Annotated in this window: 16 protein-coding genes; 2 read left to right on the top strand and 14 right to left on the bottom strand. The window is 66.9% G+C overall.

Features of this window, described 5'->3' with window-relative positions:
- Positions 1–88 precede the first annotated feature (88 nt).
- Positions 89–1,432, bottom strand: coding sequence for a TldD/PmbA family protein (locus tag ACILQR_RS10740; RefSeq protein WP_395651417.1), 1,344 nt, complete (start codon positions 1,430–1,432; stop codon positions 89–91).
- A gap of 637 nt (positions 1,433–2,069) precedes the next feature.
- Between ACILQR_RS10740 and ACILQR_RS10735 the strand changes: the two genes are divergently transcribed.
- Positions 2,070–3,053, top strand: a complete 984-nt coding sequence (locus tag ACILQR_RS10735) for a sulfite exporter TauE/SafE family protein (RefSeq protein ID WP_395651416.1) — start codon at positions 2,070–2,072, stop codon at positions 3,051–3,053.
- A 16-nt stretch (positions 3,054–3,069) separates the two neighbouring features.
- Here the strand turns inward: ACILQR_RS10735 and ACILQR_RS10730 are convergent, their stop codons facing one another.
- The 12 genes from ACILQR_RS10730 to folE all read right to left on the bottom strand — a co-directional run bounded on the left by ACILQR_RS10730 (position 3,070) and on the right by folE (position 12,630).
- Positions 3,070–3,585: an MAPEG family protein gene (locus ACILQR_RS10730; protein ID WP_395651415.1), complete on the bottom strand. Its 516-nt coding sequence runs from the start codon at positions 3,583–3,585 to the stop codon at positions 3,070–3,072.
- A 2-nt stretch (positions 3,586–3,587) separates the two neighbouring features.
- Positions 3,588–5,408, bottom strand: a complete 1,821-nt coding sequence (locus ACILQR_RS10725) for a M14 family metallopeptidase (protein WP_395651414.1) — start codon at positions 5,406–5,408, stop codon at positions 3,588–3,590.
- Positions 5,409–5,454: 46 nt separating this feature from the next.
- Positions 5,455–6,078 carry a hypothetical protein gene (locus ACILQR_RS10720; RefSeq protein ID WP_395651413.1) on the bottom strand — a complete coding sequence of 208 codons (624 nt, stop codon included), beginning with the start codon at positions 6,076–6,078 and terminating at the stop codon, positions 5,455–5,457.
- 74 nt (positions 6,079–6,152) lie between these two features.
- The gene (locus ACILQR_RS10715; RefSeq protein WP_395651412.1) at positions 6,153–6,509 is read right to left on the bottom strand and encodes a hypothetical protein; all 357 of its coding nucleotides are present in this window, start codon (positions 6,507–6,509) and stop codon (positions 6,153–6,155) included.
- A gap of 132 nt (positions 6,510–6,641) precedes the next feature.
- Positions 6,642–8,168, bottom strand: coding sequence for a UbiD family decarboxylase (locus tag ACILQR_RS10710; RefSeq protein ID WP_395651411.1), 1,527 nt, complete (start codon positions 8,166–8,168; stop codon positions 6,642–6,644).
- 27 nt (positions 8,169–8,195) lie between these two features.
- Positions 8,196–8,849 carry a Pr6Pr family membrane protein gene (locus tag ACILQR_RS10705; RefSeq protein ID WP_395651410.1) on the bottom strand — a complete coding sequence of 218 codons (654 nt, stop codon included), beginning with the start codon at positions 8,847–8,849 and terminating at the stop codon, positions 8,196–8,198.
- A complete protein-coding gene (locus ACILQR_RS10700; RefSeq protein ID WP_395651409.1) occupies positions 8,849–9,097 on the bottom strand; it encodes a helix-turn-helix domain-containing protein in 249 nt (82 codons plus the stop codon). The genes ACILQR_RS10705 and ACILQR_RS10700 overlap by 1 nt, the downstream gene beginning before the upstream one ends.
- Before the next feature lie 36 nt (positions 9,098–9,133).
- Complete coding sequence (locus ACILQR_RS10695; protein WP_395651408.1) at positions 9,134–9,982, bottom strand: aldo/keto reductase; 849 nt, start codon at positions 9,980–9,982, stop codon at positions 9,134–9,136.
- Positions 9,983–10,010: 28 nt separating this feature from the next.
- Positions 10,011–10,370: an MmcQ/YjbR family DNA-binding protein gene (locus ACILQR_RS10690; protein ID WP_395651407.1), complete on the bottom strand. Its 360-nt coding sequence runs from the start codon at positions 10,368–10,370 to the stop codon at positions 10,011–10,013.
- The gene (locus ACILQR_RS10685; RefSeq protein ID WP_395651406.1) at positions 10,367–11,113 is read right to left on the bottom strand and encodes an SPFH domain-containing protein; all 747 of its coding nucleotides are present in this window, start codon (positions 11,111–11,113) and stop codon (positions 10,367–10,369) included. The genes ACILQR_RS10690 and ACILQR_RS10685 overlap by 4 nt, the downstream gene beginning before the upstream one ends.
- A gap of 303 nt (positions 11,114–11,416) precedes the next feature.
- The gene (locus tag ACILQR_RS10680; RefSeq protein WP_271144695.1) at positions 11,417–11,866 is read right to left on the bottom strand and encodes a biopolymer transporter ExbD; all 450 of its coding nucleotides are present in this window, start codon (positions 11,864–11,866) and stop codon (positions 11,417–11,419) included.
- A gap of 149 nt (positions 11,867–12,015) precedes the next feature.
- On the bottom strand, positions 12,016–12,630 hold the full coding sequence (gene folE, locus ACILQR_RS10675; protein WP_395651405.1) for a GTP cyclohydrolase I FolE: 615 nt from the start codon (positions 12,628–12,630) through the stop codon (positions 12,016–12,018).
- A gap of 134 nt (positions 12,631–12,764) precedes the next feature.
- Here folE and cysS point away from each other — a divergent pair, with 134 nt between their 5' ends.
- Positions 12,765–14,174 (top strand): cysteine--tRNA ligase, encoded by a 1,410-nt coding sequence (gene cysS, locus ACILQR_RS10670; RefSeq protein ID WP_395651404.1) that lies wholly within the window; start codon positions 12,765–12,767, stop codon positions 14,172–14,174.
- 175 nt (positions 14,175–14,349) lie between these two features.
- Here cysS and ACILQR_RS10665 read toward each other — a convergent pair.
- Positions 14,350–15,146, bottom strand: a 797-nt coding sequence (locus ACILQR_RS10665; protein ID WP_395651403.1) for an SPFH domain-containing protein, incomplete at its 5' end; no start/stop codon positions are given.

Raw genomic sequence — 15,146 nt, 5'->3', positions numbered from 1 at the left:
TTCACGCCCCGCTCGCGCTCGGACATGGCCAGGGCCCCGGCGGCCAGGGCCGCGCTGCGGATCAGGTCGAGGTCGGCTTCGTAGGGGGTCATTTGCCTGCGATGGCGACGGCGTCGAACAGCAGGGAGGGGCTGTTGAACGATCCCCGGAACTCCAGGTCCGACCCCGCCACCATCCGCGCCCACAGGGCCTTCAGGTTGCCCGCGACCGTGACCTCGCTGACCGGATAGGTCAGTTCGCCATCCTCGAACCAGAAGCCGGAGACCCCCGCCGACCAGTCGCCGGTGTTGGCGTTCAGGGACGGGCCGAACATGGAAGTCACCATCAGGCCGGTGCCTGCGTCGGCGCGCAGGCCGGCGGCGTCGCGGTCGCCGGGCGTCAGGTGCAGGTTGTGGGTCGAGACGCCCGGAGGCCCTGCAAGTCCGCGCGAGGCGTGGCCGGTGGAGGCCTGGCCCAGCTGTCGGGCCGAGGCCGAGTTGTGCAGCCAGGTGGTCAGGACGCCCGCGTCGACGAGACGGCGCGCGACCACCTCGACACCCTCGTCGTCGAAGGGGGCGGAGCCCAGGCCGCGCATGCGGAACGGGTCGTCGATCAGGCTGAGGTGGGTCGGCAGGACGGCCTTGCCCATGTCGTCCTTGAGGAACGAGGTGCCGCGCGCGATCGAGGGCCCGGAGATGGCGCCCAGCAGGGGCGACAGGATCTGGGTGGCGACGCGGTTCTCGAAGATGACCGGGGCCGTGGTCGAGGCGATCTTTCGCGGGCCGACGCGGGCGACGGCGCGACGGCCGGCCTCCTCGCCGATCAAGGCGGCGTCCGGCAGGTCCGACAGGTGGCGGGTGGTGCGGCTCTCGCCGCCGCGCTCCATGGCCCCGTCCTTCTCGGCGATGACACCGACGCTGAGCGAGAAGGCCGAGCCGGAATAGCAGCCCTCGAAGCCGTGGGAGGTCACCAGCCGCCATTCGGTCGAGGAGGTCGAGGCGTGGCCGCCTTCTGAGCGGACGACGCCCGGGATGGCCAGCGCGGCGGCCTCGGCCTGGATCGACACGGCTTCCAACTCGGCGGCGCTGCGTTCGGAGGCGTCCATCAGATCGAGGTCGCGGAACGGGCCCCGGTGAAGGCGATCCTCGGGCGCGAAGCCGGCCCAGGGGTCCTCGGGGGCGAGGCGGGCCATGGCCACGACCCTCTCGATCAGGCGGGTTCGGGTCGCCTCGGACAGGTCGGAGGCGGAGACCGAGGCCTGTCGCTTGCCGACGAAGACGCGCAGGCCCAGGTCGCGGGACTCCTCGCGTTCGACGTCTTCGAGGGCACCGTTGCGCACACCGACGGACAGGGCGGCGCGTTCGGCGGTGACCGCCTCGGCGGCGTCGGCTCCGGCCCTCAGGGCGGCGGCGACGAGATCATGGAGCAGGGCGGCAGACGCTTTGACAGTCATGCCCCGATATGGCGGGGGCGAGGGGCGGGTGCAACCGGATTGGGGTGGCGAGCAGGCAAAGATATATCGTTCGTGGCGTAGTGGGCAGGGTGGTGAGTCTCGATAGTCCTGAGGGCTCGAAAGAGGGTGGGTGATGCCCGGGGTGGGCCGGCTGGGCCGCCCGCCTGGATCGGTGGGAAAGGGGCAATGATGTCAAAGACCGTGTGGCTGCAGTTTACCACCGTGCCGATTGGTGATGGCCGAATGCCCGATTATTTTTGAGAAGGCAGCAAAAACAGGGGCCTGAGTATGCGCGATACGATGGGCGCGGCTGGTGATTTGCCGACATCGCGGCGTGAACCGCCGATCGATCAGTTCCCGACGATTTCGGTTACGCCAAACGGCGATAAAGCGGCTCGAACGACGACGACCGTTATGCAGAATACTGCATATTCCTGCTGTTCCTGCCGATCGCGCAATGTCCACCTTCCGGCGCGAGAGGGCTTGCGCGCATGTAAGGTTTGACGCTGTGGCCAAGCCTTCGGGTCGCCTCCGCCCCGCTGCGGCACCGCCCTGCCTGTATTCGCACTATGGTCGAGCAGGGCGGGAGATGGTAGCGGTAACGCAACAGCGAACGCTGACCAAGCCCGGGGGAGCCTTGTTTTTCGAAAGTCGTGTATTCCGCAGTTGGTACATCGCCATGATGGTGCTGTGGATCGCGTTGTTCGCAATGCTGAACAGCATCCCGTTCCTCGTGGAGCACTGGTACTATCCCGCGATCATGGTCCTTGGGGCCTTCGTCGCCGGCCTGACCCCCGAGGGCGGGGGAGCAGTCGCCTTTCCGGCCTTGAGCGTGTTTCTCGACATCGACCGAGGCATGGCGCGCGATTTCAGCCTGATGATTCAGAGCGTCGGCATGACCAGCGCCAGCATCTGGATCATGTCCCGCAAGGAGAACCGGCTCGCGACCTACAAACCCGTGCTGTGGTACGTCCCAGTCGCCTTCCTGGGCTTCGTGTTCGGCATGAACGTGATGCAGGGCATCCCGGTCTACATCATCCAGGCCCTGTTTCTCAGCCTGATCATGACCTTCGCCCTGGCCTATGTGGCCAGCAAGCACAGGGGGCACCGGGACAGGCTGCCGACCACGGACGTCATCGACAAACTGATGCTGGCGGCCATCCTGTTTGCGGGCGGCATCTGCGCCAGCCTGTTCGGGACGGGGGCCGACATCGTTCTCTACACGCTGCTGGTCACCCGGTTTCGAATGGATGAGAAGATCGCCACACACCAGAGTATCATGGTCATGGCGGCCATCAGCATCCTCGGCTTCGGCTATCGGGCCTTCTGGGACCAGGGGATTACGGACTATCAGATCCGGACGTGGCTGTGTGCCTATCCGGTCGTGCTCTTCATGGCCCCGTTCGGTAGCTATGTGCTGAGCAAGCTCAAGATCGACTGTATGCTGCGCGGGATCGTGGTCCTCAACATCTTTCAGATGGTCTATTTCAACTTCAAGGCTCCGACGCCGGAGAAATTCGCTTTCTCTCTGGCCTTCTCGGTGGTCCTGTTCGCTGTGTTCTGGCTCACGCTCGCTCACATGGCACGCACCAGACCCTCGCCGGCGGCGATTACGTCTTAGGCATTTTTGCAGCAGCTCAGTGCGGATCAGACGCCGGGCGATGCTTCGCCTGGCCGCTCTCCGTTCGCCAGCACTGACCGCTCGCAGCCCCGAATCGCTTTCGCAGGGTCTGTTTCGCCGCCCTGAAATCCTGCAGCCCACCCACCCAGCACCAGATCAGCATCACCGCCGACGCCAGCAGCGGGATATAGGTCAGCAGCATTCCGAACATCCGGCCCGGGGTCGGGCCCACGCCCGTCAGCATCCCCCAGGCGTGCAGCACCCGGCCCAGCAGGAACGAGCCGCCGATCAGGTGGACCGACCAGGTCGGAAAGCCGGTCAGGGCCAGCAGAATCAGGGACGCGATCGCCAGGGGCATGTATTCGGCGGCGTTGCCGAAGGCGCGGCTGGCGGCCTCGACCGGGGGCTTGCCGCCGTCGCCGAGCGAAACGCGGTGCTTGCGGCGCTGGACCGAGGTCATGCCCGACAGGACCAGCAGGACAACGACGTTGAGCGCCGCCCAGAGACCCGCCGCGTGAATTCCGTCGCCCATGCTCAGTCCTCTCGCCCCACCGGATAGAGCCGGTAGCGGTCATCATAGAACGGTGTGCGTTCGTAGAACCAGCCCAGGCGGGCGTCGCCGTCGGCGGCGAAGGCGGGGTCGGCGGCCAGTTTGGCTTCGAACTCGGCCTTGAGGGCGGGGTCGGCGGCCATCATCGCCTCGGCCAGGGGGGCGATGGCATAGCCCTCGATGTATTCGACGCGGTTCAGGATCTCGGGGAACAGGCCCCAGGCGAAGAAGCTCTCTGACGACTGGGGCTCCAGCAACAGGACGACAATGTCGCCGAGCGGCTGGTCCGTGGGCACGCGGACCGAGCCGAGGGGATAGGTCCAGTCGCGGCGTTCGACCTCGACCGTCTTGACGCTGGCCTGGACGTGACCCTCGTTCGGGCGGGGGGCCAGGGTCGGATCGACGAGGCGCAGCATGGAGACCGACGGGGTGCGGGGCGCGTCGAGGGTCTCCATCGTGATGCCATGGAGGCGCAGGCGCTCGATGATGTCGGGGCGGGTGGCGGGGACCCAGTAGGCGGTGGGACGCTTAAGGCTCAACGTCGGGCGCGAGCCGTAGAAGGGCAGTTTCCAGGTCTCGGGATCGGCGTGGCCCAGCCAGCGGATCTCGCGGCGGCCCGAGGCGGGGCTGTCATAGGTCTCGTAGCGGATGCCGAGGAAGTCGCGGGTCGAGGCCGGGGTCGGATCGGGCTCGAAATTGGTGGGGATCTCGGCGGGGCGCAGGGCGCGGTCGGCCTCGGTCGCGGCGCGCAGCTCGGTGCCCTGTTCGGCCAGCAGGGTCAGTGACCGCTCGATGAAGACATAGGTGCCCAGCACCCGCTGTTCATAGGGTTTGAGGCTGTGGTTCTCGATCAGGATGGTCGGGACGTGGGCCGCCGCGCCCCAGCCGTTGGAGAACCGCTCGCCCAGGCCGCCGTCGGACAGACCCTTCCTCGGGTCCTGATCGTCGATGCCGAAGACCAGTTCGCCAGGGATGTGTCCCTGACCCGACAGGGCGGCGTTCATGGCCGGCTTGAAGGTCGTGTCCAGCCAGGCGGAGGCTGCGGGGGAACGGCTGAAGGCACCGTCCTCACCGTTGAAGCCGTAGGTGACGTCGTACTGGTAATCCATGCCGTCGGTGACGTGGACATCGACATAAAGGTCCGGGCGGTACTTGAGGATCAGGCCGCGCACGGCCCGCATCTCGGGCTGGTCGAGCTTCAGATAGTCGCGGTTGAGGTTCTGGTTGGTGGCGGTGTTGCGCCAGCCCTGGATGCGGGGGCCGCGCTGGTTGGGACGGGAGTAGGCGGATGCCCGCTCATGGCCGTCCACCGACAGGATGGGGATCAGGATCAGGTTGACCCGGTCCAGCAGCGTATCCTTGCCGTAGACCGCGATGTCGCGCAGCAGCATCATGCCCGCGTCCTTGCCGTCGATCTCTCCGGGGTGGATGCCGGCCTGGATCATCAGGACGGGCTTGGACGGGTCCAAGGCGGTGCCGTCCTTCGAGGCGATGACGGCATAGATGGGACGGCCCTCGGGCGAGGTGCCGAACTGTTCGATGCGGATCAGGTTCGACGCCGCATCCAGCCGGTCGAACCAGGCCCGGGTGTCGACGTAGTTGGGGCTGAAGTCATGGTCGGCGTCCAGCTCGAAGGCTGTGACCCAGGGATCGGAGGCGTCCCGCAGTAGGCTCCTGGAGGCTCCGTCCCAGGCGGGGGCGGGCGGCAGGAAGGGTTGATCCCACGCCGGCGTGTTGGGGACGGTCTGGCTCATGGCGGGGGTTCCCAGGAAAAGCAGGGCGACGGCGGTACACAGGGCGCGCATGGCGACGTTCCTCGACCAAATGGGGCGGCTTCGCAAGCCGGCAGGCTCAGCCTCCGACCGCTGGCAACCAGCCGCCGGATGCGATCAGGATGTGCCCGGCCCGGACCATGTTCCAGATGGTGTAGATCAGGACGACCAGCAGGGCGGCGATCACCAACTTGCGGCCCGGCGCAAAGCCCGCGACCGCCGTGGACAGGGCAAAGACCCCCAGGCCGATCAGAACCCTGGGGGTCCAGAGGGCAGCCCAGGCAGGGTCTGCGAGCGACAGCAGGGCCAGCAGCAGCCAGACCATGGCATTGGCCGCAAGCACACATCCGAACACGATGCGCCGGTGGGCCCAGAAATGGTCGTCGAGGTTGATTCGCGCCTCGGCCCCTTCGGCGGTGACGCGCGGGAAGGTGATGCTGGCGGCCACATAGAAGGTCGCGGCGACCATCAGGCCGATGAGGAGCAGGGCCGGGTTGAACGGCGCGCCGCGAAAGAACCGCCACGCCTGGTTCCAGAAGGTCGCCAGGTCCAGCGCCACGAACAGGGCCAGCAAGGGCGTCAGCCAGCCGAAGCGCACCCGGTGCCGTTCATGCAGCAGGCGGGCGAAACCGCCGACCAGTTCGGCCACCGACAGGCCCAGCAACAGGCCGTAGAAGCTGAAGAAGAACTCGAACGCGCTCATGCGGCCCTCGCCGTTGGAAAGCGAGGCTTAGCGGGTCAGGCGGCCATAGTCATGCGGCGCGGCGTCATGGACGATCAGCTGGTGCGGCGTTCGCGCTTGGCTTCCAGGCGGTCGATGACCGACTGGTGCTCGGTCTTGCGGGCCTCGTGCTGCTGGATCGAGGCCTGTTGCTCGGGGGTCAGGCCGCCGGCGGCTTCGGCAGCGGTCTGGATCTCGTAGATCTGCTGATCGATGGCGACGACGGCGTCCTGGGCGGCGTAGAGGCGGGTCTCCTCGCGTTCGCTGAGCGGCGGGCGGTTGCGACGGGCGGCGGCGCGCGAGGCACCCCGGCCGGCCATCACCTGGGCCTCGGCCGAGGTGGGGACGGTCACGGTCACGACCACCGGGGCGGCGAGGGTCAGGCACAGGGCAGCAATCAGGACACGCGACATCGTGGAAAGCTCCAAACAAGGAATTGCGAACCGACGCTATCGCGGCATTACGAATCCGTCATCCGAAAAGTGTGCGCTGCAACATGAATTGTGACGAGACGGCGCCCTGTTTGAGACAGCGTCGTGCGGGGGCTATTTCCAGATCGGCTTTCCGTCCCCCGGAAGGCCGAGCCGATCCCACATCTGCGACACGCGATCGACGACGTCGGCGTCCATGCGGATTTCCTCGCCCCATTCGCGGTGGGTCTCTGGCGGCCACTTGTCCGTTGCGTCCAGCCCGATCTTGGAACCGAGGCCGCTCTCGGGACTGGCGAAGTCGAGATAGTCGATCGGGGTGTTCTCGATGACGGTGATGTCGCGGGCGGGGTCCATCTTGGTCGAGATGGCCCACATGACCTGTTTCCAGTCGCGGGCGTCGATGTCGTCGTCCACGACGATGACCCATTTGGTGTACATGAACTGGCGCAGATAGCTCCAGACGCCGAGCATCACCCGCTTGGCATGGCCGGGGTAGGCCTTCTTCATCGACACCACGGCGATGCGATAGGAACAGCCCTCGGGCGGGAGCCAGAAGTCGGTGATCTCTGGGAACTGCTGGCGCAGCAGGGGGATGAAGACCTCGTTGAGCGCCTCGCCCAGCACGCTGGGCTCGTCCGGCGGGCGGCCGGTGAAGGTGGTCAGATAGATGGGGTCGCGCCGCATGGTGATGGCCGTGACCTGGAAGACCGGGAAGGTCTCGACCGAGTTGTAATAGCCGGTGTGGTCGCCGTACGGCCCCTCCGGCGCCTGCTCGTCCAGCAGAACGTGGCCCTCCAGCACGATCTCGGCGTTGGCGGGGACCATCAGGGGCACGGTCTTGCAGGGGACCAGCTCGGCCTTGGCCCCGCGCAGCAGGCCGGCGAACTGGTATTCGGACAGGGTGTCGGGCACCGGGGTCACGGCGGCGAGAATGGTGCCGGGGTCGGCACCCAGAACGACGGCGCAGGGCAGGGGGCCGGTCTTCTTCTTCTTGTGACGGGCATAGTGCTGGGCCCCGCCGCGGTGGGCCAGCCAGCGCATGATCGCCCTGTCCTTGCCCAGCACCTGCATCCGGTAGATGCCCAGGTTGAAGTCGTCCTCGCGGTCGTCGGACGGGCCCTTGGTGACGACCAGGCCCCAGGTGATCAGGGGCGCGGGCTCGCCGGGCCAGCAGCCCTGGACCGGCAGGCTGGTCAGGTCGATGTCGTCGCCCTTGAGCACGACCTGCTGGACCGGGGCGGTCTTCACCACCTTGGGCCGCATCGCCATCACGGTCTGCATCAGCGGCAGCATTTCCATGGCGTCGCCGAGGCCGCGCGGCGGGGTGGGGTTCCTCAGGAAGGCCAGCAGTTCGCCGACCTCTCGCAGTTCGGCGGCGGTGGTGCGGGTCTTCTTCTCCATGGTCACGCCCATGGCCACGCGCTTGACGGTGCCGAACAGGTTGGCGAGGCAGGGGATGGGGCTGATCGAGCCGTCGCGCATGACTGGCTTTTCGAACAGGACGGCCGGGCCGCCGTTCCTCAGCAGCCGGGTCTGGATCTCGGTCATCTCGAGGTGGGTGGAGACGGGTTCCGACACCCGCACCAGCTCTCCCCCGGCCTCCAGCATGGCCATGAAGTCGCGCAGGGATTTGTAGGCCAATGAACCGCTCCGGTGGATCAGGTCGGATTAGGCGGCTGCGGCCGTCCTGTCACGCCGTCCCAGGGTGCGGTCGATCGCCACGACGATCAGGCCGACGATCGCGAAGAAGACCAGCAGGCCGCCGAAGTTCAGCAGGGCGGGGCCCAGGCCGAGCCCGCTTACATCGATGAACCAGTAGGGATACCAGCCGCTGAATGCGCCGTGCAGCAGGGTCCAGGCCCCGTAGGCCAGTGGGAAGACCAGCCACCGGATGGCATCCATCCATTGCAGGCGGCCGTTGGGTGTGAAGATCAGCCAGTCGATCAGGATGGCGGCCGGCATGACGTAGTGCAGGGCGATATTGGCGACCCAGGACCAGCCCTGCGGGCTCCAGGTGGCGTGAAGCAGGAAATGGTACACCAGCCCCACGACCACGGCGTACATGGTGACACCTGCGCGGATGCCCTCGGATGCGGCCCAGCGTCCGGGACGGCTGCCGGCCGCGATCACGGGCAGGGTCATGGCGATGGCGACCAGAAGGTTGGTCAGGATGGTGAAGAAGCTGAAGAAATTCACTGTCCGCGTGATCAGGGCGGCCGCCGGCGGTGCCGAGATCATCAGCCCATACTGAAGCGCCAGGGCCGCCCAGCCGACGACGGCGAAGGTGCCACGCCAGATCAGGGCGGCCCGCGATCGGCTCATCAATAGGCCGGAGTATCGGACACCAGGGCCCAGAGCGGCAGGTGCAGCGCGTGGGTTGCGGCACCCAGCTGGGCGGTGGTCAGGTGGCGGCGGCCGGCCTCGATCAGACGAACGTCCTCCGGCGTCAGGTGGATGGCCTCGGCCAGGGCGTCCAGTTCGACGTGGCGCTGGGTTCGCCAGCGTCGCAGGCGGGCGCCGATCCGGACGTCGTCGGGATCAACCGATGGAAAGCCGAGTACCTGACCCATGGCGTCTCCTGACCTCCGCGCTTCTGCTGTCGCGGATCAGGCAGCTTCGTCCCATTTGAACGCCGGGTCCAGCCAGTCGCCGAGGCGGCCGTCGGGACGGGCGAGGGCATGGATGCGGGCCATCTCTTCGTCCGACAGGGTGAAGTCGAAGATGTCGAAGCTTTCCTCGGCGCGGCTGACCTTGGTGGTGCGCGGGATGGCGATGACGTCCTGCTGGATCAGCCAGCGCAGGGTGACCTGGCCGGCCGACTTGCCGAGGGCCTTGCCGATGGCGTTGATGACGGGATCGTCGGCGATCTTTCCCTGGGCCAGGGGCGACCAGGCGGTGATGGACGAACCGAGCTCGCGGGCGGTCGCCAGCAGCGGGCCGTTGGCGAGATAGGGGTGATATTCGACCTGATTGGTGACCAGCTTCGCCTTCGACAGGCCTTGCGCCTGTTTGAACTCGGCGGACGGGAAGTTGGACAGGCCGATCGATCGCGTCAGGCCCTGATCCTTGGCCTCATTGAGCGCGCCCAGGGTCTCGGCGAAGGTCGGTTCGGCCTTGGGCCAGTGCAGCAGCAGCAGGTCGGGCGTGAAGCCCAGGCTGGTGGCCGATTCGCGGGCCTGGGCCAGCAGGGCGTCATGGCCGAAATGGGCGACCCAGATCTTGGTGGTCAGCCAGATGTCGTCACGGGTGACGTGACCCGCCTCGATCGCGTCGCGGATGCCGTCGCCGACGGCCGCCTCGTTCTTGTAGATCCAGGCCGTGTCGATGTGGCGATAGCCGATGCGCAGGGCCTCGGCGACCATCCGGCGGGCGTCCGGCGGGGACAGCTCCCAGGTGCCGAAGCCCAGCAGCGGGATGGACAGGCCGTCGACGACGATGGTGGGTTGGGCGGACATGGCGGGCTCCTGAAGGCGGACCCGGGAGTTAGGCGCTGGGGGCCTCGCCCGGAAGGGTCGGATGCTGTTTTTGCAGGGCCTTCGGCGCGACCTTGCGCCAGCGCCGCGCCATCATGACCGCCAGCCAGGCCGGATCGACGGTCTCCAATCGCGCCAGCACCATGGCGTGGTTGCGATAGTGGTCGGTGAAGAAGAAGGTCGCCGGGTCCATCTCGATCAGCAGGTCGCGCTCATCCAGGCTGTCCAGATGCACGACCACGCTGTCGTCCTCGTCGCGGATACGAGTCAGGAACTTTCCCACCGTCCGAAAGGCCGGCATGCCGTAGGCCGAGCCGCGCTCGGTGTCGGGGAGAGCAAGGATCAGGGCCTCCACGTCGTCGCGGGTCATGGTGCCCGGTGGGCGTCGGGACGGTCGCCGATGACGATCGTGGTGTTGCGAGCGGTGCCCGCAGCCTGAAGCAGACGCAGATGGGCCAGTTCCGGATTATCCTTCAGCAGCCGGGCGGCATTGGCCAATGAGCGCAGTGCCGCCTGTTCACCCCGGGCTCGTTCCAGTGCGGCGAGGCCCTCCAGCCGGGCCCGCTCGACCTCCGACATCAACCGACGCAGTTCCGGCGGCAGGATGACGGCGCTCAGGGCGATCGATTCGATCCGGGCCGCACCGATCGTGTCCGGCACCCCGGCGGTCAGAATCTGGTCCAGATCCTCGGCGCGTCCGAGAAGCGCGTCCATCGAATGGGCCGAGGCCAGTCGGACGAGGGCGGTATTGGCCACTTGGGTCACGGGGCTCCACACGGGCTCGCGGACGGCCATTTCGGCGTCATGCAGGCGATAGGCCACGGTCGCGGACAGCCGCGCCGGAAGCCGGTCGGCGGTGACCACCTCGACCGGTCCGACCTGGATATACTGGAGCGCCATCGACAGGGGCGCGATCGTGACGCTTCGGCGTGATCCCCAGATCGTGTGGCGGCCGGGCTCGAGCAGGCGGTCGAACACCCCGTCGACGCTGACCACCCCACGCTCCCACGGGCTGATCCGGATCGTGCGTCGATCCCCGATCATGGCGCGGAGGAACCAGGCGGCTATGGCCAGGACGGCCAGGGCGAAAATCAGACCGGCGGTATCGAACACGGGCACGTCCTCTGCACGATCGGGCGTCCGGCACCGCGGCGACCTGACGGGGATCGCGAGGATCCGCAGGGTCCAGTCGCGGCTTGTCTTTCGACCGGCGCCGGACGCCGTCTCTGTTCACCAACATGGAGACGATCGCCGGTCTTTGTGGCTGGCCGCACCGGAGCCCCGGCATCGCGCCCAAGACGATCGTCGAAGGGGATTCGAACCCCGCTCAACCCTAGCGATCGATGTCGGGTGAGGCCAAGAAAAAAGGCCGCGTCCCGGGGGACGCGGCCTTGGTTTCAAACCGAGCGGATCAGCTCAGGTGATGTCTTCGTTCAGCAGGCCGACCTTGTAGAAGCCGTTGGTCTGGAGCGTGTTCATGACTTCCATGAACTGGCTGTACTTCACTTCCGGCTGGGCGCGGACGAACAGGCGTTCTTCCTTGCAGCCCTGGCCGGTGGGATCGCCGAGGGCGGCGCAGGCGTCGACGGCCAGGGTTTCGATCGTGGTCTGGCGATCGGCCAGGAAGATCGAACCGGTGTCCTGGATGGTCACATAGACCGGATCCTTGGGCTTCTCAGGGGTGATGGGCGGCGGCGTTGCGGGCGGCAGGTCCAGCTTGATCGACACGGTGGCCAGCGGGGCCGAGACCATGAAGATGATCAGCAGAACCAGCATGATATCGACGAACGGCGTGACGTTGATGTCCGAGTTCTGTTCGATGGTCTTGCCGCCGGACGCGCCGGGGCCTGAAAGTCTACCGGCCATGCTCTAGATTTCTCCCTGGAGGTCCGCCGCCGAGCGGGGACCGAGCGATTGGTTCGTGGGTGTTTCTTGGCGGCCTCGAAGGCGGTTGTAAAGCGGTCTGACGCCCCGTTTCGTTCCGTCGCGTCGCTTTTCGCGCAACAGGCGTGCGATCAGCCTTTCGCCAGTTTCAGGAAACGGTCGGTCAATGCCGGATCGGACTTGAAGGCACCGGTGAAGCGGGTGGTGATGGTCGAGACGTGGCGGTGGTGAACGCCGCGCGTGGTCATGCACTGATGTTCGGCGTCGATCAGGACCGCGACCCCGGCGGGGCTCAGGTGCGCCTCGATGGCGTCGGCGATGTCCTGGGTCAGGGTTTCCTGGTTCTGGAGGCGACGGGCGAAGATCTCGACCACGCGGGCCAGCTTCGAAATACCGACGACCTTTTCGGACGGGATGTAGGCGACGTATGCCTTGCCCAGGAAGGGGGCCATGTGATGCTCGCAGTGGCTCTCGACCTCGATGTCGCGCAGCAACACCATGTCGTCATAGCCCTGGACGTCCTCGAATGTGCGCGACAGTTCCTTGCCCGCATCGGCGTCATAGCCGTCGAACCACTCGCCATAGGCATCGACCACACGCTTGGGAGTGTCGACCAGGCCGGGCCGCGAAGGATCGTCTCCGGCCCAGGCGATCAGGGTGCGCACGGCCTCCAGCGCCTGCTCACGGCTGGGGCGCGTCGTCACGAGGACGGGCTTGCTGACGACCGGAACGGGTGAAGCACTCATGAAATCGATCTCGAAACCGACGAAACGACGCCCCCTGGGCCTTCTTTCGTCCTTGGACACTGTTTAACAGCTTGGCGGCTATATGGGGCATCCCGTCCGTCCCGCAAGAAAACTCTCGAAAGCCGCCGCCTGCAATGACGCTCTCCCTCTACGACACCCTGTACCGCGAGAAGCGTGTCTTTTCGCCGCGCGACCCCAGCCGGGTGACGCTCTATGTCTGCGGGCCGACGGTTTACGACTATGCGCATATCGGCAATGCGAGGCCGCCGGTGGTGTTCGACGTGCTGGTGCGGCTGCTGCGGCGCGAGTACGGGGCCGACAGCGTGATCTATGCCCGTAACGTCACCGACGTGGACGACAAGATCAACGCCAAGGCGGCCAGGGAAGGCGTGCCGATCGGTGAGGTCACGGCCCGGTATGAGGCCGCCTATCTGGCCGACATGGGGTTGCTGAACGTCTCGGCCCCTGATCTCGCGCCCCACGTCACCGACCATATCGAGGCCATCGTGGCCCAGATCGCGGCGATCGTGGACCAGGGCTGCGGCTATGTGGCCGAGGGCCATGTGCTGTTCGACGTGTCCAGCTATCCGGCCTACGGCGCGCTGTCGGGGCGGAACCTGGACGACATGATCGCCGGGGCGCGGGTCGAGGTCGCGCCGTACAAGCGCAATGCCCACGACTTCGTGCTGTGGAAGCCGTCCAAGGAGGGCGAGCCGTCCTGGCCGTCGCCGTGGGGCGAGGGGCGGCCTGGCTGGCACATCGAATGCTCGGCCATGATCGAGGCCGAGCTGGGCCTGCCGATCGACATCCACGGCGGCGGCATCGACCTGGTCTTTCCGCACCACGAGAACGAGATCGCCCAAGGGGTCTGCGCCCACGGCCATGCCCATGCGGCGACGGCGCCGGCGGAGTACAGCCGCTACTGGATGCACAACGGTTTCCTGACCGTCGATGCGGAGAAGATGTCCAAGTCGATCGGCAACGTCCTGCTGCTGCATGACCTGGTCCAGGCCATGCCGGGCGAGGTTGTGCGGTGGGCGCTGCTGAGCGCGCATTACCGCCAGCCGCTGGACTGGAACCAGTCGCTGCTGGACCAGTCGCGCAAGAATCTGGATCGGCTGTATGGGGCCCTGCGTCGCGCAGAGGGGGTCGAGGCGCTGGGCGACATGCCGTCGCCGGAGTTCTTGGAGGCCATCGAGGACGATCTGAACACGCCGGGCGCCATGTCCAAGCTGTTCGCCCTGTCCAGCGAGATCGAGCGGGCCATGACGGCGGGCGACACACGGGCCGTCGGGATCGCCAAGGCCGAGCTGATCGCGTCGGGGGCCATCCTGGGCGTGCTGCAGTCGACGCCGGACCAGTGGTTCGAGGGCGGGGCCGACGACACGCTGAAGACCGAGGTGGAGGCCCTGCTGGCCGAACGGATCGAGGCCCGGGCGGCCAAGAACTGGGCCGAGGCGGATCGGATCCGGGACCGGCTGACGGCGCTGAACGTCGTGGTCATGGACGGGCCGACGGGGGCAACCTGGCGGTTGAAGGAGTGAGGTAGTCGTCCTTCTCCCCTTGCGGGAGAAGGTGCCCCGAAGGGGCGGATGAGGGGTCACGCCGTCGATGACGGTGGGGGGGCTGGCGCCGAAACAGCGTGACAGGTCGGCGTGACCCCTCATCCGTCAGCCTCCGGCTGCCACCTTCTCCCGCAAGGGGAGAAGGGAAGCATGACTACTCCGCCTGCTGACCCGTCGCCGGGATCATGGTCGTCGGGGTCTGGCCGATGATGCAGGTGGAGGCGCGGGGGGGGCAGAGGCCTTGGGAGCGCTGGGCGTAGATCTGGTCGATCAGCTGGGGGTTGGCGCGCAGGGCGTCGCCGCGCAGGCGGATGGATTCGGCCTCGCCGCGCGCGGTCTCGATCAGGGCGTTGGCGTTGGCGCGGGCCTCGGCCTCCTTCTGCTGGGCGGCGAGGGTGCGCTGTTCGGTGGCGGTGCGGGCCTGGATGGCGGTGGTGATGCTCTCGGGATAGCGGATGGTGCCGACCCATTGCAGGTTGGAGATCTCGACGCCCTCGGCCGCCCATTTGCGTTGCAGGTTGGCGTAGGCGCGCTGGATCACGGCCTGGCGGCCTGCGCCCATCAAACTGCCGGTGCAGGGGGCGGCCGTGGGCTGGCTCGCGCCCTCGACCACCGGCTGCTGGGCCTGGAGGTTGCACGAGACGGGCACCTTTTCGGCCTCCTGGGCAATGAAGGAGCGGACGTCGTTGCGGATCGGATTGTCGAGCAGGTCGTCGAAATTCAGACGGTATTTGGCGTACAGGTCCGCCGCCTTGTTGTCCGAAACCTTGACCGTCATGTTGACGTCGGCGGTCATGGGCAGGCCGGTCTGGTCGGCGAAACCGATCTCCTCGTTCTCCTGACCGTCGGCATTGCCTTCGCGGGTGTAGGAATAGACGCGCTGGCGGGTCGGGTATTTGATGATCTTTTCGCCCAGGCCTTCCCAGTGCCAGCCGGGGCGCAGTTCGGTGG

It is taken from the genome of Brevundimonas sp., from assembly GCF_044239655.1.
Lineage (GTDB): Bacteria > Pseudomonadota > Alphaproteobacteria > Caulobacterales > Caulobacteraceae > Brevundimonas.
This window is presented reverse-complemented; position numbering and strand designations above follow the sequence as displayed.